The 24,521-nt window shown below is 76.0% G+C and carries 21 protein-coding genes and 1 CRISPR repeat array; of the genes, 6 read left to right on the top strand and 15 right to left on the bottom strand.

The window, feature by feature from the left end:
- Positions 1-212 precede the first annotated feature (212 nt).
- The 4 genes from HCK00_RS06145 to HCK00_RS06130 form a co-directional block, all read right to left on the bottom strand.
- Positions 213-1,304 (bottom strand): DUF6397 family protein, encoded by a 1,092-nt coding sequence (locus HCK00_RS06145; protein WP_168100758.1) that lies wholly within the window; start codon positions 1,302-1,304, stop codon positions 213-215.
- Positions 1,305-1,565: 261 nt separating this feature from the next.
- Positions 1,566-1,961 carry a roadblock/LC7 domain-containing protein gene (locus HCK00_RS06140; RefSeq protein WP_168100757.1) on the bottom strand — a complete coding sequence of 132 codons (396 nt, stop codon included), beginning with the start codon at positions 1,959-1,961 and terminating at the stop codon, positions 1,566-1,568.
- A 226-nt stretch (positions 1,962-2,187) separates the two neighbouring features.
- On the bottom strand, positions 2,188-2,673 hold the full coding sequence (locus HCK00_RS06135) for a roadblock/LC7 domain-containing protein (RefSeq protein WP_168100756.1): 486 nt from the start codon (positions 2,671-2,673) through the stop codon (positions 2,188-2,190).
- Between the two features lie 362 nt (positions 2,674-3,035).
- Positions 3,036-3,929 carry an oxygenase MpaB family protein gene (locus tag HCK00_RS06130; protein ID WP_168100755.1) on the bottom strand — a complete coding sequence of 298 codons (894 nt, stop codon included), beginning with the start codon at positions 3,927-3,929 and terminating at the stop codon, positions 3,036-3,038.
- Positions 3,930-4,186: 257 nt separating this feature from the next.
- Here HCK00_RS06130 and HCK00_RS06125 point away from each other — a divergent pair, with 257 nt between their 5' ends.
- Positions 4,187-5,113, top strand: coding sequence for a hypothetical protein (locus tag HCK00_RS06125; RefSeq protein ID WP_168100754.1), 927 nt, complete (start codon positions 4,187-4,189; stop codon positions 5,111-5,113).
- 94 nt (positions 5,114-5,207) lie between these two features.
- Here HCK00_RS06125 and HCK00_RS06120 read toward each other — a convergent pair whose 3' ends face one another.
- From HCK00_RS06120 to xylA, 3 genes are all read right to left on the bottom strand, one after another.
- Positions 5,208-5,750, bottom strand: coding sequence for an MOSC domain-containing protein (locus HCK00_RS06120; protein ID WP_168100753.1), 543 nt, complete (start codon positions 5,748-5,750; stop codon positions 5,208-5,210).
- Between the two features lie 121 nt (positions 5,751-5,871).
- The gene (locus HCK00_RS06115) at positions 5,872-6,054 is read right to left on the bottom strand and encodes a tail-anchor membrane protein (RefSeq protein ID WP_168100752.1); all 183 of its coding nucleotides are present in this window, start codon (positions 6,052-6,054) and stop codon (positions 5,872-5,874) included.
- 224 nt (positions 6,055-6,278) lie between these two features.
- Entirely contained in the window at positions 6,279-7,451 is a 1,173-nt protein-coding gene (xylA, locus tag HCK00_RS06110; RefSeq protein ID WP_168100751.1) for a xylose isomerase, read from the bottom strand.
- A gap of 255 nt (positions 7,452-7,706) precedes the next feature.
- On the opposite strand from xylA, the gene xylB reads away from it, so the two are divergent.
- Positions 7,707-9,170: a xylulokinase gene (gene xylB, locus HCK00_RS06105; protein ID WP_168100750.1), complete on the top strand. Its 1,464-nt coding sequence runs from the start codon at positions 7,707-7,709 to the stop codon at positions 9,168-9,170.
- A 430-nt stretch (positions 9,171-9,600) separates the two neighbouring features.
- Complete coding sequence (locus tag HCK00_RS06100; protein WP_168101029.1) at positions 9,601-10,770, top strand: ROK family transcriptional regulator; 1,170 nt, start codon at positions 9,601-9,603, stop codon at positions 10,768-10,770.
- A gap of 83 nt (positions 10,771-10,853) precedes the next feature.
- On the opposite strand, the gene HCK00_RS06095 is transcribed toward HCK00_RS06100, so the two are convergent.
- The 7 genes from HCK00_RS06095 to HCK00_RS06065 form a co-directional block, all read right to left on the bottom strand.
- Positions 10,854-12,029, bottom strand: coding sequence for a 4-hydroxybenzoate 3-monooxygenase (locus tag HCK00_RS06095; protein ID WP_168100749.1), 1,176 nt, complete (start codon positions 12,027-12,029; stop codon positions 10,854-10,856).
- Between the two features lie 10 nt (positions 12,030-12,039).
- Positions 12,040-12,915 (bottom strand): alpha/beta fold hydrolase, encoded by an 876-nt coding sequence (locus HCK00_RS06090; RefSeq protein ID WP_168100748.1) that lies wholly within the window; start codon positions 12,913-12,915, stop codon positions 12,040-12,042.
- A complete protein-coding gene (pcaB, locus tag HCK00_RS06085) occupies positions 12,912-14,498 on the bottom strand; it encodes a 3-carboxy-cis,cis-muconate cycloisomerase (RefSeq protein ID WP_168100747.1) in 1,587 nt (528 codons plus the stop codon). The genes HCK00_RS06090 and pcaB overlap by 4 nt, the downstream gene beginning before the upstream one ends.
- Positions 14,485-15,057: a protocatechuate 3,4-dioxygenase subunit alpha gene (gene pcaG, locus HCK00_RS06080; protein ID WP_168100746.1), complete on the bottom strand. Its 573-nt coding sequence runs from the start codon at positions 15,055-15,057 to the stop codon at positions 14,485-14,487. The genes pcaB and pcaG overlap by 14 nt, the downstream gene beginning before the upstream one ends.
- Positions 15,054-15,881, bottom strand: a complete 828-nt coding sequence (gene pcaH, locus HCK00_RS06075; RefSeq protein WP_168100745.1) for a protocatechuate 3,4-dioxygenase subunit beta — start codon at positions 15,879-15,881, stop codon at positions 15,054-15,056. The genes pcaG and pcaH overlap by 4 nt, the downstream gene beginning before the upstream one ends.
- A gap of 76 nt (positions 15,882-15,957) precedes the next feature.
- Complete coding sequence (locus HCK00_RS06070) at positions 15,958-16,755, bottom strand: CoA-transferase subunit beta (protein WP_168100744.1); 798 nt, start codon at positions 16,753-16,755, stop codon at positions 15,958-15,960.
- A complete protein-coding gene (locus tag HCK00_RS06065) occupies positions 16,752-17,570 on the bottom strand; it encodes a CoA transferase subunit A (RefSeq protein ID WP_168100743.1) in 819 nt (272 codons plus the stop codon). The genes HCK00_RS06070 and HCK00_RS06065 overlap by 4 nt, the downstream gene beginning before the upstream one ends.
- 178 nt (positions 17,571-17,748) lie before the next feature.
- On the opposite strand from HCK00_RS06065, the gene HCK00_RS06060 reads away from it, so the two are divergent.
- Complete coding sequence (locus HCK00_RS06060; protein ID WP_168100742.1) at positions 17,749-19,341, top strand: IclR family transcriptional regulator domain-containing protein; 1,593 nt, start codon at positions 17,749-17,751, stop codon at positions 19,339-19,341.
- A 38-nt stretch (positions 19,342-19,379) separates the two neighbouring features.
- On the opposite strand, the gene HCK00_RS06055 is transcribed toward HCK00_RS06060, so the two are convergent.
- Positions 19,380-20,132 (bottom strand): PIG-L deacetylase family protein, encoded by a 753-nt coding sequence (locus tag HCK00_RS06055; protein WP_168100741.1) that lies wholly within the window; start codon positions 20,130-20,132, stop codon positions 19,380-19,382.
- Between the two features lie 178 nt (positions 20,133-20,310).
- Here HCK00_RS06055 and HCK00_RS06050 point away from each other — a divergent pair, with 178 nt between their 5' ends.
- Positions 20,311-21,636, top strand: a complete 1,326-nt coding sequence (locus HCK00_RS06050; RefSeq protein ID WP_168100740.1) for a GAF domain-containing protein — start codon at positions 20,311-20,313, stop codon at positions 21,634-21,636.
- 158 nt (positions 21,637-21,794) lie between these two features.
- On the top strand, positions 21,795-23,318 hold the full coding sequence (gene exaC / locus HCK00_RS06045) for an acetaldehyde dehydrogenase ExaC (RefSeq protein WP_168100739.1): 1,524 nt from the start codon (positions 21,795-21,797) through the stop codon (positions 23,316-23,318).
- Between the two features lie 100 nt (positions 23,319-23,418).
- Positions 23,419-23,996: direct repeats of the CRISPR family, unit length 29 nt; unit sequence CGGGTCACCTCCGCTCGCGCGGAGAGCAC.
- Positions 23,997-24,521 lie beyond the last annotated feature (525 nt).

The raw sequence follows: 24,521 nt of genomic DNA, 5'->3' as shown, positions 1-24,521 counted from the left end.
GTGATCAGTTCAGTAACGGATGCGTGGGTCGTGTGAGGCGCCCGGCGCCGGGCTCCACCGGTGATTGCGTACCGCATCGTCCGCACCCCCGGGCGCGAACTCGACAACCGCCGGCGCGGCCCCCGGAACGGGCGGTACCCCACCCGTCCGCAACGGCCGGGGAACGCTCGCGGGCAGGACCAGAGCCTCCCGCCCCGTCACCCGGCCCCGCCTCACGCCAGGGGCCAGCGGACGCCCACCCGGCGCGATCGGCGCCCCGGGCTGCGGGCGCCCGGCGGCCCCGTGCGCTCCCGCCGGCCGCCGGGCCGGCCGCGCCCCGGGAGGGCGCCGCGGCCGCCACCCCCGCCACCGGGCGGGCGCACACCCGGGACGTCCACCCCGGAGTCCACCCCGGAGTCCACCCCGGAGTCCACCCCGGAGTCCGCCACGGGGTCCGCCACGGGGTCCGGCACCGGACGCGGAAGGGGCTTCTCCACCCGTGTGGTGAACGGTCCGCCGGCCACGGGCCGTTCACCCGGCCTGGGCGCCGGGCCGTACTCCCGGGCCTCGTCCAGGCAGAGGGCCAGGCTGATCCGGTGCCAGCAGATCTCATCCGGATCGTCCGCGGTGAGAACCGGCTCCACCACGGGCCGGGAGGACGCCGCCTCCTCCTCCGGTGGCAGCAACGAGACCCGGAGCCGCCGCAGATGGGCACGCTCATAGGGGTCCTCGACCGCGTCGGCCAGCTGGTCCTGTCCCAGCACGGCCGCGGCGACCGCGGCCCGCTCCCACGGCCCCTCCGCCTCGCGGCACAGCTGGGCCACCCGCCGGCCGCGCCAGGTACGCGCCCGCCAGTCCTCACCGGCATCCAGCATCGCCCGCAGCGCGGGCGGGGTGTTCCCCGTGAGCAGACCCGGCTCGCGCTCGGCGAAGAGACGCAGCTCCGCGACGGGGTAGAGCCACACCAGGGCGCGGTAGCGGTTGACGGTGAACTTCACGGGGGTGAAACAGCCCACCCGGGCCAGACGCGTGAACCGCGCCCGCCCGATGCCCAGCAATTCCGCGCCGGCGCCCGCGCCGACGGCGCGGACCCGCTCCCGGAGCCCTCCGGGGAAGTCGGCGGCGGAGCGCAGCCGGTCGACTTCGGCGCGCGGGACCCGGCGGCCGCCCCGCGGGCCGCCCACCGTGCGCACCTCGCCGAGGCGTACGGCGAGATCCAGCTCGCCCGGTTTCAGCCCGAGCCGCATCGCCGCGCCGCGGAGGGCCAGCCCCCGCTCCGCCTCCTGCCGCACCGGCCGGTGTCCGTCCCGCGTTCCCACTGGCATGGCCATCTCCCCACTCGATTCCATCACTCTCGGTGACGAACCGTAGCGCGGAAGGCCAGGCGCTGCCCGGGGCTGTGGATAACCACCTGCCCCGCAGCTCAGAGCCGCGGGCCACGAAGAACGGAGGGCGGCGGCCAGAGGACGGAAGCCGGCCCGAGGGGATACCGCCCCGGTGCCCGCGGTGGGCGGACGGGGCACGGCGCGCCGACGGCGGACGTGCCGCGGCGCGCCCACACCGAACCGGGCACCTCGGGTCCGGTGTTACCCGTTCCGGTCGCGGGCGGAGATTCCCAGATGCTCGCCCACCCGGTTGACCAGCAGCGTCATCTCATAGCCCACCTGGCCGACATCGGCGTCCGCGGCGGTGAGCACGCACAGGCAACTGCCGTCTCCGGCGGCCGTCACGAACAGCGCGCCGTCGTCGAACTCGACCATCGTCTGCCGGACGTGGCCCGCCGCGAAGTGGTGCGCGGAGCCCTTGGCGAGGCTGTGCAGCCCGGAGCAGACGGCGGCCAAGTGCTCCGCGTCCGCGCGGGCGAGGTCCTCACTCCGGGCGGTCACCAGACCGTCGTTGGACAGAATGAGGGCGTGCCGGACGTGGGCCAGTCGTTTCGCCAGGTCGTTCAGCAGCCAGTCGAGCCCCTTGCTGAGCGCCATTCTGCCTCCCCGTCGGCGGTCGCCTCGGCTGGGAACAAGCCTGGCCCACCGCCGGGTTCGGGGCAAGACAGCCCCCGGCCACGTACCGCACGATGTGTGCCATCCACGGCGAACCGGGAGAGAAGGCGCGGGCTCCCCGGCCCAGCGCCGGAAGCCCTCGCCCCGCGGGGCCCGCACGGCCCGCCGGGGGCGCGGCTCCGGGGTTGTACGGGACGGCGGGAGAGCGTCAGCCCCGGTGGCCAGCCCGGCCGGACGGGGACGGGAGGGGAGGCGCAGGCGGGCCCGGCGGGCCCGGCGCGCCCAGCCGCCGGGCGAGCCGGTCCATCGCCCCGGACACGACGCCCGGATCGGCCTCCCCGGTGCCGATGGCGGCAAGACACGTGTCACGACCGGCGGCGGCGACGAACAACCGGCCTCCGGCCTCCAGTTCGACCGTCGTGCGGCGGCCGCAGCCGGCCCCGAACCGGCGGCCGGCATCGGTGGCCACCCGGTGGAATCCGGCGGCCACAGACGCCAGGTGACGCGCGTCCGCCCGGCTGAGCCCGCGTGAGGCGCCCGTCACCAGACCGACGGCGGACAGCAGGACGGCGTGACGGAGGCCCGGCACCTCACCGACCAGCTCGTCCAGGAATTCGTTCAGGAGTTCGTTCAGGGAGCCGTCGAACCCGACACCGGCGCGGACACCGGCGCCCTTCTGTTCCGCCTCGCCCATATCCGCTCTCCTTCGCTCCGGCAGCCCGGCCCGCACGCAGGGGGCGCACGCGGGCCTGCCGCTGCTGTCCTCGGAAGCCGCACGCTACGCGGGAGACCCCTCGCGCCCCGGGAGGACTTCGGAAGTCCACAGCATCCGACCGGGCGACGTCCGGAGCTGACCAGGACAGACACATATCAGCCCAACCCCTGCACACTCCCCAGGTGCGCACAATCCAGTGGAATATGACAGAAACCGATGCCATGCCGGGGAAGATCCTCCCGGCGCTCCCCTGCGCGCTCCGGCGCACACCCCGCCGGGAAGCGTCCGGAGCACGGGAGGACGCGGCGTGGAGTACGGGAAGCCCCGGAGCCCCAGGGACGTCAGGAAGGACTGCCGCCGGAGCGCGCCACCGGGCACCCCCCGGCCCCGGCCACCGGGAAGGTGCCCAGCTCACTCACGCGATAGCCCCCGGGATAGCTCTTGATCTGCGGATTCTCCCGTGCGTAGCGCGGCTTCGCACGCGGCGGCAGCAGCCGAACGGCCCGGCCCCGCAGCCGCACGGCGGTGCGCACCGCCGTGCGCACGGCGGGTTTGGGGGGCGCGTAGCGGAAGGCCCGCAACAGGGCGTCGTCCAGCAGAGCCAGACTCGCGTCGCGCACGAGCCCGGCCAGCGGCGCCGGGTACCAGGACGCCACGAGTCCGAGCGTCGCGTCCGCCACCCGCCGCCCGCCCTCGTCCCAGCCGAAGTGGGCGGCCTCGTAGGCGTCGAGACAGCGCTCGAACTCCTCGTAGCTGCCGGGGAGGTCGCGGATGCCCATGTGGCGGCCCAGGGTGCGGTAGTACGCCACGGACGCGCGGACCTCGTGCCGGGACAGCCGCCGCCAGCCGTAGGCGTCGATCCAGCGCCGCGGTACCACCACGAAGGTGCACAGCACGTAGCGCAGTTCGTCGTTGCCGATGCCGTAGCCGCGGTGCATCTGGTTGACGCGGCGGACGGCCACGCGCCCCCGCTCGCTGTCGAAGCCGTGCTCCAGGATCGCGTCGAGGAGCAGCGCGGTGTCGTCGTACCGCTTCTGGGTGCGGCCGGTGAACTCCCCCGTCCGCGCGAGCAATCGGCCGATGCGCGGCACGGCGTAGGTGCGGTACAGGGCGAGTTCCAGAGCGCGGACGGTGTCCCAGGGGAACTCGTAGCAGGAGGTGAGCCGGTAGATCCGCAGGAAATCCCGCTCCGGGTCCAGCCGCCGGATCTCCCTCAGCCGGTCGTAACGTCTCATACCGCCCGCCCCCTCACGGTGTCGCCGGGCTCCTCACTCTACGGAGGTGAGGCCGGGCCCGTGGCGGAGTGGAGCAGCGCATCCGGGCGGCGGAACGCGCGGAGTGCCCGGCGGATGACCGTGGCTCCGCGCGGCACGCGACGCCCGGCCCCGCGCCCCCCGGGCGGACCGCGCCGGGCCGGCTCCCCCGGAGTCTCGACGCCGGGGTTACCCACTGGTTAGGGTGCGCGGACCACCGATCCCGATGGGAGGCCGCCGTGTCCGCGACGGAGGAGAGCGCGGCAGGTGAGGACGCCCTGTTCGTCCTGACCGCCGTCCTGCTCACACCCGCCCGCTTCCCGAGCGTGCTCGGCGACGACTACCCGGAGGTGTGCGCGGCGCTGGGCCTGACCCCGTATGAGGAGGGGTACGGGCTGGTGCTCGGCCAGGACGGCGAGGGGGCCCGCTGGACGGTGGTGGTGGACGACGTCTCGCTGGTCGCCTGCGCGCTCGCCGCCTGGGACTGCGGCATGGAGTACGACCTCTCCCCCGACGAGCGGAGCGTCGTGGGCGTGCTGCCCGGCTGGCCACTGGCGTTGGCCGTCGCCGCCCCCGGAGTGCCCGCGCCGCACGATCCCGCGCCCGGTCCGGACGGCGGACCGCCGCCGCTCGCCCCACCCGACGCGACGGAGTGGGGACCGGCACAGCGCAGACTGGGCGCGGACGAGATCGCGCTCCAGTGGGCCGTCTGGCGGGAGCAGTTCGACGAACCCGGACCCGGCAGCGGCACCGACGGCACGGACAGCACAGCCGGCGGGAACAGCACACCCCCCGCCGGGGGCGGCGAACCGGACCCCGCGCCGGAGGCGGAGGCCCCGGCCGGGCCCGGTGACACCACGCCGGTCGGCCAGGGCCCCGGGGCCTCCCCGCGGGTGGCGCACCCGGGGCTGCGGAGGGTGCTGCGGGAGGCGCACGCCTACGTGGAGACCCCGCCGCCGCCCGGCCGGGTGCGCTCCTCCTTCGCCTCCGACGGGGCGCGGACCCTGCGGGCCGACGGGCCGGGCTGGAGCATGGTGGCGCGCACCGACGACATGGCGTTCGTGCTGCTGGACGACGCGCCGGGAGATGTGTTCCCGCTACAGCGGGGGCCACGGCTGCCCGCGCTGCTCACCGCGCTCGACGGGCTGGCGGCGAAACCGGCCTGACCAGCCGGCGGTACCGGGGCCGGGCCCGTGCCCGGGACCGGCCCGCGCCCGGCAGCCCTCGTCCGCCCGGCGCGCGAGGACTGCCGGGGCGTGCTCAGACGGGCGCGAGCGGGCGGTGCGGGCCGGCCGGCGGTTCGGCCACGATCCGGTCCCCCGGCCGCACCTCCCCGCCGGTCAGGACGACACCCATGATCCCGGCCCGGCGCACCGGGGCGCCCCGCTCGTCACGGCCGAGGACGCGGCGCAGCAGCCCGGGCCGGAAACGGTTGATCTGCGCGCACGGGTTGCGCAACCCGGTCACCTCGACCACCGCCTCGCCCCCGAGGCGCAGCAGTGTGCCGGTGCCGAGGGCGAGCAGGTCGAGACCGGCGGTGGTGACGTTCTCACCCAGCTGCCCCGGGGCCACCGCGTACCCGTCCCGGGCCACCTCGTCGAGGAGTTCCCGCTGGAGGAGGTGGACCTGGCGGAGGTTGGGCGCGGACGGGTCCCGGGCGACCCGCGAGCGGTGCCGGACGGTCACCCCCAGGTGCGCGTCGCCGGCCACGCCGAGCCCGGCGAGCAGCCGGATCACCGGGGCGGTCTCCTTGGAGAACCGGTGTTCCGCGTCCCTGCCGACCGCCACCACCCTGGCGTCCATCCGCCCCGCCTCCCGCCCTCGCCACGCCCTGACCCGTACGGCCACCCGCCGTACCCGCCGCACACCTGCCCACGGTGGCGCGGCGGCACCCGGGAGTGGCGCCGGATGCCCGGCCGCGGGTTCAGCGGCCCAGCTCCCGGCGATTCACCCGCCTCAGCCGGCGCCGCTGGGAGGGGTCCAGCATCAGATACGCGCCCACCGGCACCCCGACGATCACCAGCAGCGCCGCCCAGAAGGGCAGCAGCCACAGCAGCAGCACGGCGCCCACCGCACCACCGACGACGACCTTCGTCCTGTTCGACATCTCCCGCGCCTCCTTCGTACAGCCCGGGCGGCACGCGCCGCCCACCGGGGAAACGCCCGGCGCCGCCCCCGGGGTTCCGCCGCCCACCCCGAGCCGACCCTGAGATCCGCCCCCGCGGACCCGGAAGGGTCGGGCGGGCCGCTCACCTACCGGCCCGGACCGCGGAGGGCGGCTGCCGGGGCGTGCGCGGTCCGCGCGCACGCCCCGGTCCGTTCCGCCCGGTGTCAGCCGCGGACGCCGAGCAGGTGGTCCATCGCCAGCTGGTCCAGCCGCTCGAAGCCCATCCCGCGCCCCCCTGCCGCCTCGACGTCGAAGGACTCGAAAGCGGTACGGTCCGCCAGCAGCCCGGCGAGCGTCTCGCCCTCGCCGAGGGTCGGGCGGGCCAGCTCGTCCAGGCGCGACGCGCGCAGCGCCTCCTGGACCTCCGGGTCGGCGCGGAACGCCGCCGCGCGCTCCTTGAGGATGAGGTAGTTGCGCATGCAGCCGGCCGCGGACTCCCACACGCCGTCGTAGTCCTCGGTGCGCGGGGGCTTGAAATCGAAGTGGCGCGAGCCGGTGTAACCGGCCGTCTCCAGCAGGTCGACCAGCCAGAAGGCGGAGCGCAGATCGCCCGCGCCGAACCGCAGGTCCTGGTCGTACTTGATGCCGGACTGGCCGTTGAGGTCGAGGTGGAACAGCTTGCCCGCCCACAGGGCCTGCGCGATGCCGTGCGCGAAGTTGAGCCCGGCCATCTGCTCGTGGCCGACCTCCGGGTTGACGCCGTAGAGCTCCGGGCGCTCCAGCCGCTCGATGAACGCCAGCGCGTGCCCGACGGTGGGCAGCAGGATGTCACCGCGCGGCTCGTTGGGCTTGGGCTCCAGGGCGAAGCGCAGCTCGTAGCCCTGCTCGGTGACGTACTCGCCGAGCAGGTCGAAGGCTTCCTTCAGCCGGTCGAGGGCGACCCTGACGTCCTTGGCGGCGCCGGACTCGGAGCCCTCACGCCCGCCCCAGGCGACGTACACCTGGGCGCCCAGCTCGGCGGCCAGGTCGATGTTGCGCACGGTCTTGCGGAGCGCGTAGCGGCGCACGTCACGGTCGTTGGAGGTGAACCCGCCGTCCTTGAAGACGGGGTGGGTGAAGAGGTTGGTGGTGGCCATCGGGACGACCACCCCGGTGGCGTCCAGCGCCTCCCGGAAGCGCTTGATGTGCCCCTCGCGCTCGCTCTCGGAGGCGCCGAAGGGGATCAGGTCGTCGTCGTGGAAGGTCACGCCGTGGGCGCCGAGGTCCGCCAGGCGCCGTACGGACTCGGCGGGGTCGATGGCGGAGCGGGTGGCGTCACCGAACGGGTCGCGCCCCTGCCATCCCACGGTCCACAGGCCGAAGCTGAACTTGTCGTCCGGGGTGGGCTGGTAGTTCATCGCGGCTCCTCAGGTATTTCGTCAGGGCACTGAACAAATTAGTATGCACAGGCGCGACAGGGAAGGCCGGGAACCGACCGGGCCCCGGGGAACCCGGCCGCGCCCCGGCACGGACCAACACCGGCGACACGGATGCCGGCCGGGCACGGGCAAACACCGACAGCACGGAACAGCAGGGCCGACACAGCGGCAGAGGACCGGAGCGGCGGGCGCCGGCGGGACGGCAGGGGCCCGCCGGGAGGAAGGGATCGCGCGATGACAGCAGCGGAAGGCCGGCGGCCGGACGGCGGGCCACTCGTGGTCGGGGTGGACAGCTCCACCCAGTCCACCAAGGCACTGGTCGTCGACGCGGCCACCGGGGAGATCGTCGCCCGCGGGCAGGCCCCGCACCGCGTCTCCACCGGAGCGGGGCGCGAGAGCGACCCCGAGCAGTGGTGGGAGGCGCTGGGCGAGGCGCTGCGCGGCTGCGGGGAGGCGGCCCGGCGCGCGGAGGGCATCGCGGTCGGCGGCCAGCAGCACGGCCTGGTGACCCTGGACGGCGCGGGGCGGCCGGTGCGCCCCGCGCTGCTCTGGAACGACGTGCGCTCCGCGCCGCAGCGCGACCGGCTGGTCGGGGAACTCGGCGGCGCCCAGGGGTGGGCCGAGCGGACCGGCTCCGTCCCGGCCCCGGCGTTCACCGTCACCAAGTGGGCCTGGCTGCTGGAGAACGAGCCGGAGGCGGCCCGGCGCACGGCGGCGGTGCGGCTGCCCCACGACTACCTGACCGAGCGGCTCTCCGGACAGGCCGCCACGGACCGCGGGGACGCCTCCGGCACCGGCTGGTGGCTCGGCGGGGACGGCTCCCCCGCGGGCCGGTACGACGAGGACCTCCTCGGCCGGGTCGGGCTGGCCCCCGCGCTGCTGCCCTCGGTGGTGGCACCCGGCGAGGCCGCGGGCACGGTACGGGACGGCCTGGACGGGCTGCCGCTGCGGCCCGGCGCCGTGGTGGGCGCGGGCACCGGCGACAACATGGCCGCCGCGCTGGGACTCGGCCTCCGGCAGGGCCGGCCGGTGCTGAGCCTGGGCACCTCCGGCACGGTCTACGCCGTCTCGGCGCGCCGTCCGGCCGACCCCACGGGCACGGTGGCCGGATTCGCCGACGCCCGCGGCGACTGGCTGCCCCTGGCCTGCACCCTCAACTGCACGCTCGCCGTGGACCGGGTCGCGCAGGTGCTCGGCCGGGACCGGGAGGACGTGGAACCGGGCGGTTCCGCCGTGGTGCTGCCGTTCCTGGACGGCGAGCGCACGCCGAACCTGCCCTACGCCTCCGGGCTGCTCCACGGGCTGCGGCACGACACCACCGGTGGCCAGATCCTCCAGGCCGCCTACGACGGCGCGGTGTACGCGCTGCTGTCGGCGCTGGACCTGGTCCTGGACGAGGACGCCGACCCGGCGGCCCCCGTCCTGCTCATCGGCGGCGGGGCGCGGGGCACCGCGTGGCGGGAGACGGTGCGGCGGCTCTCCGGGCGGCCGGTGCTGGTCCCCGAGGCCTCCGAGCTGGTCGCGCTGGGCGCGGCGGCGCAGGCGGCGGGGCTGGTCACCGGCGAGGACCCGGCGGAGGTCGCCCGGCGCTGGGGCACGGACCGCGGCCTGCTCCTGGACCCCGTCGAACGAGACGAGGCCGCGCTGGAACGGATCGCGCGGACCCTGGAGAACGCCGGCCCGCTGCTCGGCGGCTGACCCGGGACGGCGGACCCGGTCCGCGGGCGGCGCGTCCGTGGGCCGGGCTCCGAGCCCGCCCCGGCTCCGGCGCGCCGGGGTGGGCGGCCCGCCCGGCCGCCGGCCGGACGGCATAAGGTCGGCGGGACGGCCCGGCATCCGGCACCGCCGCCGGGCCCGCCGGCCGTCGAACGGGACCGCCGCTCGTGGTGGCCGGCGAGGTGGCGCCCAGGCGCTCCGCCGGCGGTCAACGCTTCGGCGCTGGACCACACGGACCCCGGAACGCCCGGGCCGCACGAGCGCACCACGGCGGACCCGGCGCACACGGACCCGGCGCACACGACGGGCCCGGCGCGGACCCGCCGGACACGGACACGAGCACGACGGACACGACAGACACGGCAGAAGGGAGCGGGCGGTGGCCGTACCGGCGCCCGGCACCCAGCACGGCATGCGGCGGCGCAACCTCTCCCTGGTCCTGCACACCGTGGCCACGCACGGGCCGATCTCCCGGGCGGGGGTCGCCTCCCGGATCGGGCTGACCCGCTCCGCCGTGTCCACGCTGGTCGAGGAGTTGGACCGGGCGGGACTGCTGGTGGAACTCGGCCCGGGCCGCCCCGGCACCGTCGGCCGCCCGGGCAGCGAACTGGCGCTGAGCGAGAGCGGCCCGGCGGGACTGGGGGCGGAGATCGGCGTGGACCGCCTCGCGGTCTGCGCCGTCGACCTGCGGGGCCGGGTACGGGTGCGGGCGGAGGAACCCGCCGCCCACCGGGGCAGCGCGCCCGGGCCGGTACTGCGGCGGCTGGCCCGGCTGTGCGCGCGGGTGGCCGCGGACGCCGGCCGGGAGGGGCTGCGGCCCGCGGGCCTCACGGTGGCCGTCCCCGGCCTGGTCGCCCGGGACGCGGCGACGGTGGTGCGCGCTCCCAATCTGGGCTGGGAGGGCCTCGACGCCCGGGCCCCGCTCGCACAGGCGCTCACCCTGCCGGTCACCGTCGCCAACGAGGCCAACATCGGCGCGCTGGCGGAGCTGTGGTGCGGTGGCCACTCCCCCGCGCCGCGCGATTTCGTCTACGTCTCCGCGGAGATCGGCATCGGCGCCGCGGTCGTCGTGGACGGCGCCCTGCTGCGCGGGGCGCACGGTTTCGCCGGTGAGCTGGGGCATGTCCCGGTACGCCCTCAGGGGTTGCGCTGCGCGTGCGGCGGGCGCGGGTGCCTGGAGCGGTACGCGGGGGAGGAGGCCGTGCTGCGGGCCGCGGGGATCGACGAGCGCGGACCGGCGGGCGTGGCGGAGCTGCGGAACCGGGCCGGCGCCGGGGACGGCGCCGCGCGGCGCGCGCTGCGCGGGGCGGGCGCGGCCCTGGGCACCGCGCTGGCCGGGGTGGTGAACCTGCTCGATCCGGAGGCCGTGGTGCTCGGCGGCGCGCTGACGGAGCTGGCGCCGTGGGTGGTGCCCGCCGCGGAGCGCGAACTGCGCCGTCATGTGGCGGACCCGGCCCGCGCGGCGCACGGCGGCATCGTGGTGTCCGGGCTCGGCCGGGACGCCGCGCTGCTCGGCGCCGCGCGGTCGGTGGTGCAGGACGTGCTGGACGACCCGCTGGGCGCCGCGCCCGCCCCCGCCTGACCGGCGGCCCCCGCGCCCCGGCGGCCGCCCGGATCCCGGAGCGGCGGGGCAGAGGGGCGTGGCGGGGCGGGCGCCCCGGCCGCTCAGCCCAGCGGGATGCCCGTGTAGTTCTCGGCCAGTTCCGTGGCCGCCGCGGTGGAGTCCGCGATCCGGTGCAACTGGGCCAGTTGCAGCTTGCCGTCGAACGCGCTCTGCCCGGGGTCGGTGTGCAGGGCCGTCGTCATGAAGTACGAGAAGTGCTCGGCCCGCCAGACCCGGCGCAGACAGGTGTCCGAGTAGGCGTCGAGGAGGTCCTCGGAGCCGGTGGACCGCCAGTGCTCCAGCGCGCGGGCGAGCACGCAGACGTCCGCGATCGCCAGGTTGAGCCCCTTCGCCCCGGTCGGCGGCACGATGTGCGCGGCGTCGCCGGCGAGGAACAGCCGCCCGTGGCGCATCGGTTCGGTGACCCAGCTGCGCATCGGGGTGACGGACTTCTGGGTGATCGGCCCGCGCCGCAGCTCCCAGTCGCCGTCGACGGCGAAGCGGGCGTCGAGTTCGTCCCAGATCCGCTCGTCGGGCCAGTCGTCCGGGTCGGTGTCCGAGGGGACCTGGAGGTAGAGACGGCTGATCTCGGGCGTGCGCATGCTGTGCAGGGCGAAACCGCGCGGGGAGTGGGCGTAGATCAGTTCCTCGCAGGAGGGCGGGACATCGGCCAGGATGCCCAGCCAGCCGTAGGGGTAGACCCGCTCGTAGGTGCGGCGCACGCTCCGTGGTATCCCCTGGCGGGCGATGCCGTGGAAGCCGTCGCAGCCGATCACGACCTCGCAGGAGAGGGTCTCCTCGCGCCCCTCGTGGCGGAAGCGGATGAGCGGCTCGCCGGTCTCCGTCCCCTCCACCGCGACGGCCTCGGCCTCGAACAGCAGCGGCCCGCCCTCGGCCAGTCGCAGCGCGACGAGGTCCTTCACCACCTCGGTCTGCGCGTACACCATGACGCCCCGCCCGCCGGTGAGCGAGGGGAAGTCGATGCGGTGACCGCGGCGGTCGAAGCGGAGTTCGATGCCGTGGTGGACGAGTCCTTCACGGTCCATGCGCTCGCCGGCGCCGCAGGCGCGCAACGCGTCCATGGTGCCCTGTTCGAGGATGCCGGCGCGCTGCCGCTGTTCGACGTAGGCGCGGTCACGGTGTTCCAGGACGACGGATTCGATCCCGGCGCGGTCCAGCAGCCGGGCCAGGAGCAGCCCGGCGGGGCCGCCGCCGATGATGCCGACGGTCGTGCGCATCAGGGGCTCCTTAAGGGGTGTCGGGGTGGGCGGGGGCGCCCGGCCGGGCCGGGGCGCCGTGGTGGGCGGTCTCCCCGTGCCGGGACCGGCCCGCGGGGGCGGCGAAGTGCGCCGCGAGGGCCCGGCCGGTGTCCGCCGGCCGGTCGAGACCGGCGAGGTGCGCGGCGCGGCCGAGTTCGAGCAGGTCCGCGCCGGGAATGGCGTCGGCGAGCTCCCGGGCGTGGGGCGGGGGCGTCGCCGGGTCGTCGCGGCCGGCGACGACGAGGGTGGGCGCGGAGATCCCGCCGAGCGCCGCGCGCAGGTCGTAGCCGGCGAGCGCGTCGCAGCAGGCGGCGTAGGCGTGCCGGTCGGCCGCGGCGAGGTCGGCCAGGACGGCGCCCCCGGGTCCGGAGGCGGCGGCCGCGTCCGGGTCGGCGAACCAGCGGCCGGGGGTGGCCGCCAGCACCGCGGCGGTCCCCCGCTCCCGCACCAGAGCGGCCCTCTCCCGCCAGGCGGCGGGCTCGCCGAAGCGGGCGGAGGAGCAGACCAGGGCCAGCGCCCCGACGCGCTCGGGGTGGTGCACCGCGAGGTGGGCGCCGACGGCGCCACCGAGGGAGATCCCGGCGTAGCCGAAGCGGGGCCAGCCGTGGTGGTCGGCGAGGTCGAGCACCAGCCGGGCGAGGTCCGCGACGGTGGTGGCGCCCGGCTCGCACACCGAGGGCAGGATGTCCGCCGGTGTGCCTCCGTGGCCGGGGAGGTCCCAGCGGAGCACCCGGTGCTCCCGGGCGAGGTCCGCGAGCTGGGGTTCCCAGACCGCCGTGGAGGTGCCGAGGGAGGGGCCGAGGATCAGCGGGGGCGCGGCCCGGGGGCCGTCGAGCCGGTGGTGGGCGAGGGGGCGGCCGGTCATGAGGGCTTCTCCTCCCGGTGCGGCGGGGCCGGTGCCGGCTCCTCCGGCCCGGCGGGTCCGGCGGGTCCGGCCGGCCCGGCGACCGTCCGGCGGGGTACGCGGCGCAGCGCGCGGTCGGTGAGCGCCGGCGCCTCGCCGGTGTAGCGCGCCGGGTCGGTCAGCTCCCGCAGCCGGTGCTGCGGCAGGGCGCGGCGGACGGCGGGGTCGGCGCCCAGCGCCTCCTCCAGCGCGTCCGCCAGGGAGACGCCGTCCGCGGTGGTGCGGCGGGCCGCGGCGGTGAGGACGTCCCGGGCCTCGGCGCGGCCGAGAAGCGGGGTGAGCGCGGCGGTCAGGCGTTCGGAGACGACGAGCCCCCGGGTGAGGCCCAGGTTCCGCCGCATCCGCGCGGGATCCACCCGCAGCCCCTCGGCGAGCCCGGACGCGGCCTCGGCGGCGCCGCCGGTCAGGCGCAGGGCCTCCCGGAGCGGCTGCCACTCGGCGTGCCAGGCGCCGCCGGGCCGCTCGTCCTCGGCGGCGAGCGAGCCGTGGAGCACGGCGGCGAGCGCCGGCACCTGCCGGGCCACGGCGGCGATGAGCACCGCGCGGGCCGGGTTGGCCTTGTGCGGCATGGCGGAGGAGCCGCCGCCGGTGCCCTCCGCGACCTCGCCGATCTCCGTCCGGGAGAGCACCAGCACGTCGGCGGCGAACTTGCCGAGCGCGCCGGCGGTGAACGCGAGCGCGGCGGCCAGGTCGGCGACCGGGGTGCGCAGGGTGTGCCAGGGCAGCGGCGGTTCGGCGAGGCCCAGTTCGCGGGCGTACCGGGTGGCCAGGCGCAGGCCGGGGCCGCCGGCGTCCGGCGGGCTCTCCCCGGCCGCGTGGCCGTCCGGGCCGGTCTCCCCCGGTCCCTCGCCGGCAGCCGCCTCCGCGTCCGCGTACGCCCCGAAGGCGGCCAGGGTTCCCGCGGCGCCGCCGAGCTGGGCGGGGAGGCCGCCGTCGAGGAGGGCGGAGAGCCGGTCGTGGGCGTCGAGCAGCAGGGCGCGCCAGCCGGCGGCCTTGAGCCCGAAGGTGGTGGGCACGGCGTGCTGGGTGAGGGTGCGGCCGGCCATGGGGGTGGCACGGTGCCGGGCCGCGAGCGTGGCCAGGGCCGCCGCGGCGCGTTCGAGGTCGGCGAGGAGGAGCGGCAGGGTCCGGGCGGCCACCAGCATCGTGGCCGTGTCCAGGATGTCCTGGCTGGTGGCGCCCCGGTGGACGGAACCGGCGGCGTCCGGGTCCGTCCGCGCCACGGCCGCGGTGAGGTCGTGGACGAGCGGGATGACGGGGTTGCCTCCGGAGCGGGCCCGCTCGGCGAGTCCGCGCAGGTCGGTGGTGGCCGCGGTCTCGCGCGCCGCGCGGGCGACGGCACCGGCCGCCGCCGGGGTCGCGAGGCCCAGCGCCGCCTGCGCGCGGACCAGGGCGGTCTCGGCGTCGAGCAGGGCGGTGAGCCAGGCGCGGTCGCCGGTGGCCGCCTCGGCGGCGGTGGCGGCCCGGACGGGAGAGAGGAGCCCCGCGTCGTCCCCGTCCGCGGGGGCGCTCCCGCCGCCGGGCGGGGGCTCAGCCGAACTCAAGGAACACCGTCTCCTCCCCGCCCTGGAGGCGGATGTCGAACCGGTGGGTGCGGTGCCGCCCGGGTTCCTCGGGGGCGAGCAGGGTGTGCCGCCGCTCCGGGTCCACCGCGGCGAGCAGCGCGTCGTCCGGGTCGTCCCGCAGGTAGGCGCGGGTGAACAGATGGTGCATCAGCCCGCGGGCGAAGACACACACCGACACATACGGGGCGCCGCCCGGGGCCAGGGTGCGGAGCGCGTAGTGCCCGTCGGCGTCGACGGCGATCCGGGCGAAGCCGGTGAACTCGACGCCGTCCCGGCCGAGGACGGCGCCGGTGACCGGGTCGCGGCGGAGCGAGCCGGGCGCGCCGGACAGGGAGCCGTCGGGGCCGGCCTGCCAGAACTCCAGCAGCGCGTCGGGGACGGGCTCCCCGGCCCCGTCGAGGACCCGGCCGTGGAGGGTGATCGTGTCCGGGTGGCCGGGCGGGGCCAGGTCACTGCCGCCGGTGAAGGGCAGCGCGTAGCCGAAGAAGGGGCCGACGGTCTGCGAGGGGGTGGGCGGCAGCGCGGGGGTGGTGCTCATCGGCCTTCCTCGATCCAGGTCGCGGCGGGTCCGTCGAGGACGATGTCCCAGCGGTAGCCGAGGGACCACTCGGGGCTGGACAGGTCGTGGTCGTAGGCGGCGACGAGCCGTTCGCGGGCGGCGGCGTCGGTGACCGCGGAGAGGATCGGGTCGTGGCGGAAGAGGGGGTCGCCGGGGAAGTACATCTGGGTGACCAGACGCTGGGTGAAGGCGGTCCCGAAGAGGGAGAAGTGGATGTGCGCCGGGCGCCAGGCGTTGGTGTGGTTGCGCCAGGGGTAGGCGCCCGGCTTCACGGTGGTGAAGCTGTAGGTGCCGTCCTCGGCGGTGAGGCAGCGGCCCACACCGGTGAAGTGGGGGTCGAGCGGCGCGGGGTGCTGGTCGCGCAGGTGCGCGTAGCGGCCGGAGGCGTTGGCCTGCCAGACCTCCACGAGCTGGCCGCGCACCGGGCGGCCTCGGCTGTCGAGGAGCCGGCCGGTGACGGTGATCCGCTCGCCGAGGGGTTCACCGGCGTGGTGGCGGGTGAGGTCGGCGTCGAGGTCGGTGACGTCGGTGACGCCGAAGACCGGGCCGTGCAGCTCGACGGCCTCGGGATCCCCGGTCACCGCGACCGGCGGCCGGGTGGGGTGGCGCAGGGCGCTGCTGCGGTACGGCGTGAAGTCACGCGGCGGGTGGTGGCGGGCCGGCGCGCCCCCCGCGCGGTCCCGCTGGTACGCCCGGTGCAGCTCGGCGATCTCGCGGTCGATCTCCGCCTGGGCGGGCGGTCCCGGGGGCGGGGGCGTCACCGACTCCGGCGCGGGGACGGGCGCGGGGTTCGGCAGGTTCATACCGGGTTCTCCTGGGGTCGCGGGGCACGGCGGGCGCCGGGGCACGCCCGGCCGCGGGGGCGGGCGGCCGGGCGGCTCACGCGTCCCGGCCGGCGGGCCGGAGCGCGCGCAGGGCGGCGAGCTCGGCGCCGGTGGGCGGCGCGGTGACGGCCGGCTCCCCGGCGACCCGCAGCTCCCATCCGGTGGCGGCGCGCACCTGCTCGACGGTGACCTGGGGGTGGAGGTCGGTGAGGACGAGTTCGGAGGTCTCCGGGTCGGGCCGCAGGATGCCCAGGTCGGTGATGACGGCGGTCGGGCCGGCGCCGAGCAGCCCGAGCCGCTCCCGGTCGCCGGGGCCGGCGCCGTGGCCGACGGTGGTCACGAAGTCCAGCTTCCGCACGAAGTTGCGCGTGGAGTGGCGCAGGACCAGCAGCACCCGGCCGCAGTTGGCGGCGATCTCCGGGGCCCCGCCGGCGCCGGGCAGCCGCCCCTCGGGGCGGTCGGGGCCGCGGTCCACGAGGGTGGTGTTGATGTTGGCGAAGCGGTCGACCTGCGCGGCGCCGAGGAAGCCCACGTCGATCCGGCCGCCCTGGAGCCAGTAGTTGAAGATCTCCGGCACGGAGACCACCGCGTCGGCGGTGTCGGCGAGTTCGCCGTCGCCGATGGAGAGCGGCAGCCGGGTGGGGCGGGAGCCGAGGGTGCCGGACTCGTAGATCAGGACGAGGCCCGGTTCGGCGGTGTGCCGGGCGAGGTTGGCGGCGGCGCTGGGCAGCCCGATGCCGACAAAGCAGGTACGGGCGCCGGCCAGCGCCCGCGCGGCGTTCACGGTCATCAGCTCGTCGGAGGTCCACTCCGTGCGATCCGCCGGCGGCACGGCGGGGGCGTCGGTGGTCATTGCGGCTCGCTCCTGTCGTGCACGTTGTCCTTCAGCCAGGTCTGGAAGGCCTCGCGGTCCCGGGAGACCGGGTCCCAGTCCGCGTAGGCGCCGTTGTCCCGGACGGAGTAGCCCGCGGCGTAGGAGGGGTGCGCCCCGCCGGGGACGTGGGCCACGGCCGTCACCACCCAGCCGGGCAGGACGATCGAGCGCGGCCGGGGCTCCAGGGTGTCGACGATCTCCTCCACCGTCACCAGGACCCGCTCCGCGGCGAGCGCGGCCTCCTTCTGCACCCCGGTCAGCCCCCAGAGCTGGACGTTGCCCGCACGGTCGGCCTGCTGGGCGTGGATGACGGTGACATCGGGGTTGAGCGCGCGGACGGCCGCCAGCCGCTCCCCGGTGAAGGGGCAGGTGACGGTGGAGACGGTGTCCGAGCGGTCGGCGAGGTCACTGCCGCGGTAGCCGCGCAGGACGGCGAACGGCAGCCGGGAGGCGCCGGCGACATAGCGGTTGGCCATCCCGGCGTGACTGTGCTCGTCCAGTTCGAGGAGGCGCGGCCAGCCGTTCTCGACGGCGTCCCGGAAGCGGTGCAGGGAGCCGACGCCCGGGTTGCCACCCCAGGAGAAGACGAGCTTTCTCACCAGTCCCGCGCCGATGAGCTGGTCGTAGACGACGTCCGGCGTCATCCGGACGAGGGTCAGGTCGGTGATGCCCTGGCGGATCACCTCGTGGGCGGCGGCGAAGGGGATCAGATGGGTGAACCCCTCCATCGCCACGGTGTCACCGTCGTGGATCAGATCGGCGACGGCATCGCGCAGGCTGCGGATCTCTGCCATGCCCTCTCACTTGTTCGCGGGGTGAACGTTAGTTCATAATCTCCGGTGAGTTTCCGTCCTGCCGCCCGCCGCTGTCAACGGTCCGTCCCGGATCGGGCCGGACCGCCCACGGCGACCGGCGCGCGGCCGGCACCGGGACGCGCGAAGAGAACACCCGACGAGAGCACAGGAGGCCGCCATGACCGGCGAGGACACGGCCGTACCCGGCCCGCCGCCGGACGGCCCGCCGCCGGACGGCCCGCCGCCGGACGGCCCGCCGGCGAACACGCCCGCCGGGCCGGTGGTGGGCCCGCTGGAGCGCGGCCTCGCCGTGCTCCGCGCGACGGCCGCGGCGGACGAGCAACGGCTGCGCCCCAGCGACCTGGTCCACGCCACCGGACTGGCCCGCGCCACCGTCGACCGGGTCGTCTCCACCCTGCTCCGCCTCGGCCTGCTCCGCGCGACGGGCCGGGACCTCGTCCTCTCCCCCGGCCTGATGCGGTTCGGCAACGCCTACCTGGCGGGCAGCGGCACGGCGGACGCCCTCCAGCCCTTCGCCGAACGCCTCGCCGGCGCGCTGGACGAGTCGGTGTCCGTCGCGGTGCCCGACGGCGACGGCGTGCGCTTCGTCGCCCAGGTGATCCGGCGCCGCGCCATGACCCCCGTCTTCCGCATCGGCGACCTGCTGCCCGCCGACCGCTGCGCCGCCGGCCTGGTCACCGGCCCGGACGCCCCCGACTGGGCGGTCGACGACCAGCGGCTGGAACCCGGCCTGATCGCCGTGGCCGTGCCGGTCACCGGCCCGGACGGCCGGCGGGCCTGCGGGGTCAGCGTGGTCAGCACCACCGGCCGCCACACCGCCGCCTCCCTCACCGCCACGGCCCTGCCGGAGCTGCGCGCCCTCCTCCCCGAGATGACCGCGGCCCTGGCCGCGGCCCGCTCGCGCCCCCCGCGCGCCACCGCGGGGGCACGGCCCCTCACCCCGGTGGCCGAGGCCAAGCGGGAACTGGGCGCCGGTTTCCTCCAGTCCCTGGCCCGGGGCCTGGACGTGCTCGCCGTGCTGGGCACCGACCCCCGCGGACTCACCCTCAGCGAGGCCGCCCGCGCGGCCGGCCAGCCCCGAGCCACCGCCCGCCGCGCGCTGCTCTCCCTCGTACAGCTCGGCTACGTCCGCCACGACGAACGCCGCTTCCACCTGCTCCCCCGGGTCCTGGAGCTCGGCTACGCACACCTGTCCGAGCTGGACTTCACGGAGATCGTCCAGCCGCATCTGCGCGAACTGACCGCCCGCGTCCACGAGTCGGCCTCGGTCGCCGTGCTCGACGGCCGGGAGATCCGCTACGTCGCCCGCGTCCCCGCCTACCGCATCATGAGCGTCACCATCACCATCGGCACCCGCTTCCCCGCCGCGCCCACCTCACTGGGCCGGGTCCTGCTGGCCGGGCTGGACCCCGCGGACCGCGCCGCGCTCCTGTCCGCCGGCCCGCTGCCCCGCTTCACCCACCGCACGGTCACCGACCCGGCCGCCCTCGGCGGGATCCTGGACGCGGTGGCGGCCGACGGGCACGCCCTGGTCGACGAGGAACTGGAGGAAGGGCTGCGCTCCCTGGCCGTCCCCGTCCCCGGGCCCGACGGCCGGACGGTCGCCGCGCTCAACGTCTCCACCCACACCGGGCGGGGCACCGCCGAGGAATCCCGGGCCGGCCTGCTGCCCGCGCTCCGCGAGACGGCCGCCCGGATCGGCGAGGACCTGGCCGTGGCCTTCGAGCGGCGGCCGCTGCGGCTGCCCTGACGCCTTCCGGGGCACCCGGCAGGTCCCGCCGGCCCGGGTCAGCGGGCGAACACCTCGAAGGTGGCCGCCGGGCGCCCGCCGAACCGGGCCGCGGCGGCCTCCGCGTTGCCGGTGAGGAAGGCCCGGGCGTAGCTCTCCGGGTCCTCGCAGGTCAGACCCTCGATGTACGCCCGGTGCGCGAGCAGGGAGCGCACCCCACGCTCCAGGCCGTCCGTCACGTCCACCGCGTGCGTCGGCCGGGGCGAGGCGGCGACCGCCACCCAGCGCACCCCGTCCCAGGGGGCCGGCCCCTCCCGGGACAGCTCCGGGAAGATCCACCGGTTGCCGGCGTCACCCACCGCGTCCAGGGCGGCCTGGCCCACCGCCCGGTGGTCCGGCGAGTTCAGGACGGTGCCGCCGAAGGTCTCGCGGTGGTTGAGGGTCAGCACCACCTCCGGGCGGTGGCGGCGGATCGCCGCCGCGATGTCCCGGCGCAGCCCCGGGCCGTACTCGATCACCCCGTCCGGGTAGCCGTCGAGGAACTCCACGCTCTCCACACCGACGGCCGCCGCGCTCTCCCGCTGCTCCCGCTCACGCAACGGCGCGCACTCCCCCGGCTCCCGCCCGTCGATCCCCGCCTCGCCCCGGGTGACCAGCAGATAGCTGACGTGCTTGCCCTGTTCCGTCCAGACGGCGACGGCGGCCGCGGCGCCGTACTCCAGGTCGTCCGGGTGGGCCACCACCGCCAGACAGCGCTCCCACCCGGCGGGAAAGGCCGCCAGCTCCCCCGCCGTGTCCGTCTCCCGACTCATCAGCCGCCTCCCACTGGGCCCGCCGGCCCGGTCCGCCGTTCGCCTGCCGCCGGTCTCCCACCGGCCCTTGCCGTTCCGCTGTACGCGCGTGGTGCGTGCCGGCCTGTTGTCGAACGACCCGCGCCACCGCCACGATGGGAAACGATTCCGCCGCGCTCATCCATTCCGGGAAGCCGCCTTGGTCAATCCTTGGGTCGCCCTCGAACCGGGCGCCGACCCCGCCGAACGGGCCGGCGCCATCCGCCGCGCGCACGACGCCTTCACGGCGGACCCGGCGGGGCGGGACACGTCCGGATCCGGCCACACCACAGCGCGCGGCGCCGCGCCGCACGCCCCCTCCGTCCGGCCCGTCGTCGCCGACTCCTGGCGCCGTTCGGCCCGCGCGCGCGTCAGCCCCGACGGGACCGCGCCGGTCGAACTCCCCGGGGACGAACTCGACACCTACCGCGCCGAACACCCGCTGTCCCGGGTGATGCCGCTGTTCCGGGACCTGATGGGCACCGTCGCCGTGGACGGGGAACACCTGCTCGCCGTCTGTGACGCCCGGGGACGGCTGTTGTGGGTCGAGGGCCACTCCGCGGCGCGGCGCCGCGCCGACGGCATGAACTTCGTCCCCGGCGCCGCCTGGGGCGAGTCGGCCGTCGGCACCAACGCACCCGGCACCGCCGTCGCGCTCGACCGGCCCGTCCAGGTCTTCGCCGCCGAGCACTTCACCCGCACCGTGCACACCTGGACCTGCGCCGCCGCGCCCGTCCACGACCCGCACAGCGGACGCCTCCTCGGCGCCGTGGACATCACCGGCGGCGACCGGCTCGCCCACCCGCACAGCCTGGCCCTCGTCCAGGCGGTCGCGCGGGCCGCGGAGTCACAGCTCGCCCTGGAGGCACCGCTTCCGGTGCCCTCGCCCGACGCGGAGCTCTCCGCCCTCGGCACCGACGAGGCGGTGCTCACCCGGGACGGCCGCGCACTCCGCCTCAGCCGGCGCCACAGCGAGCTGCTGCTCCTGCTCGCCCGCCACCCCGAGGGCCTCACCGGGGACGAACTGCTCGTCGCCCTCTACGAGGACGAGCACACCACCCCCGTCACCCCGCGCGCCGAGCTCTCCCGCCTGCGCCGGATCCTCGGCGACGGGCTGCTACGCTCCCGCCCCTACCGGCTGACCGCCCCGGTGGCCACGGACGTCGACACCATCCTGCGCCACCTGGCGGCCGGAGCGCCCGCGGCGGCCCTGGCCGCGTACCGGGGGCCGCTGCTCCCCTCCTCGCAGGCACCGGCCGTGCGCCGGCTGCGGCGGCGCGTCCACGGACAGCTCCGCGAGGGCCTGTTCGCCCGCCGCGACCCGGAGCTGCTGTCCGCCTGGACCGCCTCCCCCTGGGGCGCCGAGGACCTGGAGGCCTGGACGGCGCTGGCGTCGGCGCTCCCCCACGGGTCCCCGCGCCAGGCCCCGGTGCTGGAACGCGTCCGGGCGCTCGACGCCGAACACGGCGGCCACCGCCTGCCCTGACCCGGTGCGGGCCGCACGCCCGGTGTGCGGCCTGGCGCAACGTCGTTGCAACGTTCCCGTCACTACCCTCCGCCGGACCGGCCGACTGCGCCGGTGCCCCACCGCACGCGCGCCGCACCGCGCGCGGCGGCCCCCGCGCAACCGAGGAGGCCATCGAGATGACCCGTTACTCCGCGCCCGGCACCGAGGGAGCGATCGTCTCCTACCAGGCCCGCTACGACCACTGGATCGGCGGGGAGTACGTCCCGCCGAAGGGCGGCCGCTACTTCGAGAACCCCAGCCCGGTCGACGGCCGCCCCTTCACCGAGGTGGCACGCGGCACCGCCGACGACGTCGAGGCCGCGCTCGACGCCGCGCACGCGGCCGCGCCCGCCTGGGGCCGCACCCCGCCCGCCGAGCGCGCCGTGATCCTGAACCGGATCGCCGACCGGATGGAGGAGCATCTGGAGCAACTGGCGGTCGCCGAGACCTGGGAGAACGGCAAACCCGTCCGGGAGACCCTGGCCGCGGACATCCCGCTCGCCATCGACCACTTCCGCTACTTCGCCGGTGCCCTGCGCGCCCAGGAAGGCAGCCTCAGCGAGCTGGACGAGGACACCGTCGCCTACCACTTCCACGAGCCGCTGGGCGTCGTGGGCCAGATCATCCCCTGGAACTTCCCGATCCTCATGGCCGTCTGGAAGCTCGCCCCGGCGCTGGCGGCCGGCAACGCGGTCGTGCTCAAACCCGCGGAGCAGACCCCGGCGTCGATACACGTCCTCGTCGACCTCGTCGGGGACCTGCTGCCACCGGGCGTGGTCAACATCGTCAACGGCTTCGGCGCAGAGGCCGGCAAGCCGCTCGCCTCCAGCGCGCGCGTCGCCAAGATCGCCTTCACCGGTGAGACGACGACGGGCCGGCTGATCATGCAGTACGCCAGCGAGAACATCAAACCGGTCACCCTCGAACTCGGCGGCAAGAGCCCGAACATCTTCTTCGACGACGTCTCCGCGGCCCGTGACGACTTCCTGGACAAGGCGCTGGAAGGCTTCACGATGTTCGCCCTCAACCAGGGCGAGGTGTGCACGTGCCCGTCGCGCGCGCTCATCCAGCAGGGCCACTACCGGGACTTCCTGGACGCGGCCGTGGCCCGCACCGAGAAGATCGTGCCCGGCCACCCCCTGGACACGGACACGATGGTCGGCGCCCAGGCCTCCAACGACCAGCTCCAGAAGATCCTCTCCTACCTGGACATCGGCCGGCAGGAGGGCGCCAAGATCCTCACCGGCGGCGAACAGGTCACCTACGACGGGGACATGGCGGGCGGTTACTACGTCCGGCCCACCATCTTCGAGGGCTCCAACCACATGCGGATCTTCCAGGAGGAGATCTTCGGCCCGGTCGTCTCGGTGACGTCCTTCAGCGACTTCGACGACGCCATGAAGACCGCCAACGACACCCTCTACGGCCTCGGTGCCGGCGTGTGGACCCGCGACATGTCCACCGCCTACCGGGCCGGCCGCGCCGTCCAGGCCGGCCGCGTCTGGACCAACTGCTACCACGCCTACCCGGCCCACGCGGCCTTCGGCGGCTACAAGCAGTCCGGCATCGGCCGCGAGAACCACAAGATGATGCTGGACCACTACCAGCAGACGAAGAATCTCCTGGTGTCGTACTCCCCGAAGAAGCTGGGCCTCTTTTAGAGAGCCGACGGAGGGCGCCTGACCAGGGTTTTCTCCTGCCGGGCGCCCTCCGCTCAGCGCGCGCGCACTCGCGGCCCGTATCGGCGTGGACCTCCCGGTGCGGGTCACCTCCGCTCGCGCGGAGAGCACGGGCGGATCGTCGTCGCCGGGTCCTGCGTGTCCGGGTCACCTCCGCTCGCGCGGAGAGCACCAGGTAGGTGAAGGTGCTCATGCGTGGGTCTCCGGGTCACCTCCGCTCGCGCGGAGAGCACGGCTCCGGCAGCGGGGCGAGGGCGGCCTCGGCCGGGTCACCTCCGCTCGCGCGGAGAGCACGCCGATGCCGTCGGCGGCCCTTCCTGGGACGGCGGGTCACCTCCGCTCGCGCGGAGAGCACCTCACATTCGCAGCGCTCGCCGCTGCCATGACCGGGTCACCTCCGCTCGCGCGGAGAGCACCTGCTCGATGGTGATGGGCGTGTGGGTGGGCACGGGTCACCTCCGCTCGCGCGGAGAGCACTACATCGACTGGATGTCCGCCGGCCCGGACGCCGGGTCACCTCCGCTCGCGCGGAGAGCACCGGACGGTACCCAGGTCTGCGTAGGGGTGGTCAGGGTCACCTCCGCTCGCGCGGAGAGCACGGTCTCGGCCGCGCGCACCGCCATGGCGGCGATGGGTCACCTCCGCTCGCGCGGAGAGCACGTTCTTCAACTGGATCGGGACCATGTGGAACGGGTCCTCTCCGCGCGAGCGGAGGTGAGCCGTGGATCGTCACCGGGCCACCACCGGTTCGTTGGTCCTCTCCGCGCGAGCGGAGGTGAGCCGCGTCAGCCGGAACCTGACACGGTCGCGATGTCGTCCTCTCCGCGCGAGCGGAGGTGAGCCGCAGGTCGGGCCTCACCTGGCCACCCCGGCGCGGTCCTCTCCGCGCGAGCGGAGGTGAGCCGGCGTCGGGGTTCACCGCGGAGTCGCCGTTGATGTCCTCTCCGCGCGAGCGGAGGTGAGCCGTCGCTGGTGCTGAACTCGTGTCCGTCGCTGACGTCCTCTCCGCGCGAGCGGAGGTGAGCCGTTCCGTATCCGCTTTGTCGGCAACGGCGCAATCGTGGACCGGAGGCAACGGATGAAAAGTGGACCCGTTGTCAGTTGATGTTGGTCATTCCCTGGTGTTGGCGGCGGGGACCCGTCCGAGGTCTCGGCCGCGCATGCGGTAGCTGTCTCCCTTGAGCC

It is taken from the genome of Streptomyces zingiberis (genome assembly GCF_012034935.1).
Taxonomy (GTDB): domain Bacteria; phylum Actinomycetota; class Actinomycetes; order Streptomycetales; family Streptomycetaceae; genus Streptomyces; species Streptomyces zingiberis.
Note: the sequence above shows the minus strand (reverse complement) of the source record. Positions and strands in the feature narration are given on the sequence as shown.

Bases quoted from the DNA above. Each gene is read 5' to 3' on its own strand.
- xylB (WP_168100750.1), top strand. From the start codon at position 7,707: ATGACAGCAGCGGAAGGCCGGCGGCCGGACGGCGGGCCACTCGTGGTC.
- HCK00_RS06065 (WP_168100743.1), bottom strand. From the start codon at position 17,570: ATGGCAGAGATCCGCAGCCTGCGCGATGCCGTCGCCGATCTGATCCAC.
- HCK00_RS06140 (WP_168100757.1), bottom strand. From the start codon at position 1,961: ATGGCGCTCAGCAAGGGGCTCGACTGGCTGCTGAACGACCTGGCGAAA.
- HCK00_RS06130 (WP_168100755.1), bottom strand. From the start codon at position 3,929: ATGAGACGTTACGACCGGCTGAGGGAGATCCGGCGGCTGGACCCGGAG.
- HCK00_RS06120 (WP_168100753.1), bottom strand. From the start codon at position 5,750: ATGGACGCCAGGGTGGTGGCGGTCGGCAGGGACGCGGAACACCGGTTC.
- HCK00_RS06060 (WP_168100742.1), top strand. From the start codon at position 17,749: ATGACCGGCGAGGACACGGCCGTACCCGGCCCGCCGCCGGACGGCCCG.
- HCK00_RS06070 (WP_168100744.1), bottom strand. From the start codon at position 16,755: ATGACCACCGACGCCCCCGCCGTGCCGCCGGCGGATCGCACGGAGTGG.
- HCK00_RS06095 (WP_168100749.1), bottom strand. From the start codon at position 12,029: ATGCGCACGACCGTCGGCATCATCGGCGGCGGCCCCGCCGGGCTGCTC.
- HCK00_RS06100 (WP_168101029.1), top strand. From the start codon at position 9,601: ATGCGGCGGCGCAACCTCTCCCTGGTCCTGCACACCGTGGCCACGCAC.
- exaC (WP_168100739.1), top strand. From the start codon at position 21,795: ATGACCCGTTACTCCGCGCCCGGCACCGAGGGAGCGATCGTCTCCTAC.
- HCK00_RS06115 (WP_168100752.1), bottom strand. From the start codon at position 6,054: ATGTCGAACAGGACGAAGGTCGTCGTCGGTGGTGCGGTGGGCGCCGTG.
- pcaH (WP_168100745.1), bottom strand. From the start codon at position 15,881: ATGAACCTGCCGAACCCCGCGCCCGTCCCCGCGCCGGAGTCGGTGACG.
- HCK00_RS06090 (WP_168100748.1), bottom strand. From the start codon at position 12,915: ATGACCGGCCGCCCCCTCGCCCACCACCGGCTCGACGGCCCCCGGGCC.
- HCK00_RS06145 (WP_168100758.1), bottom strand. From the start codon at position 1,304: ATGCCAGTGGGAACGCGGGACGGACACCGGCCGGTGCGGCAGGAGGCG.
- xylA (WP_168100751.1), bottom strand. From the start codon at position 7,451: ATGAACTACCAGCCCACCCCGGACGACAAGTTCAGCTTCGGCCTGTGG.
- HCK00_RS06135 (WP_168100756.1), bottom strand. From the start codon at position 2,673: ATGGGCGAGGCGGAACAGAAGGGCGCCGGTGTCCGCGCCGGTGTCGGG.
- HCK00_RS06055 (WP_168100741.1), bottom strand. From the start codon at position 20,132: ATGAGTCGGGAGACGGACACGGCGGGGGAGCTGGCGGCCTTTCCCGCC.
- pcaG (WP_168100746.1), bottom strand. From the start codon at position 15,057: ATGAGCACCACCCCCGCGCTGCCGCCCACCCCCTCGCAGACCGTCGGC.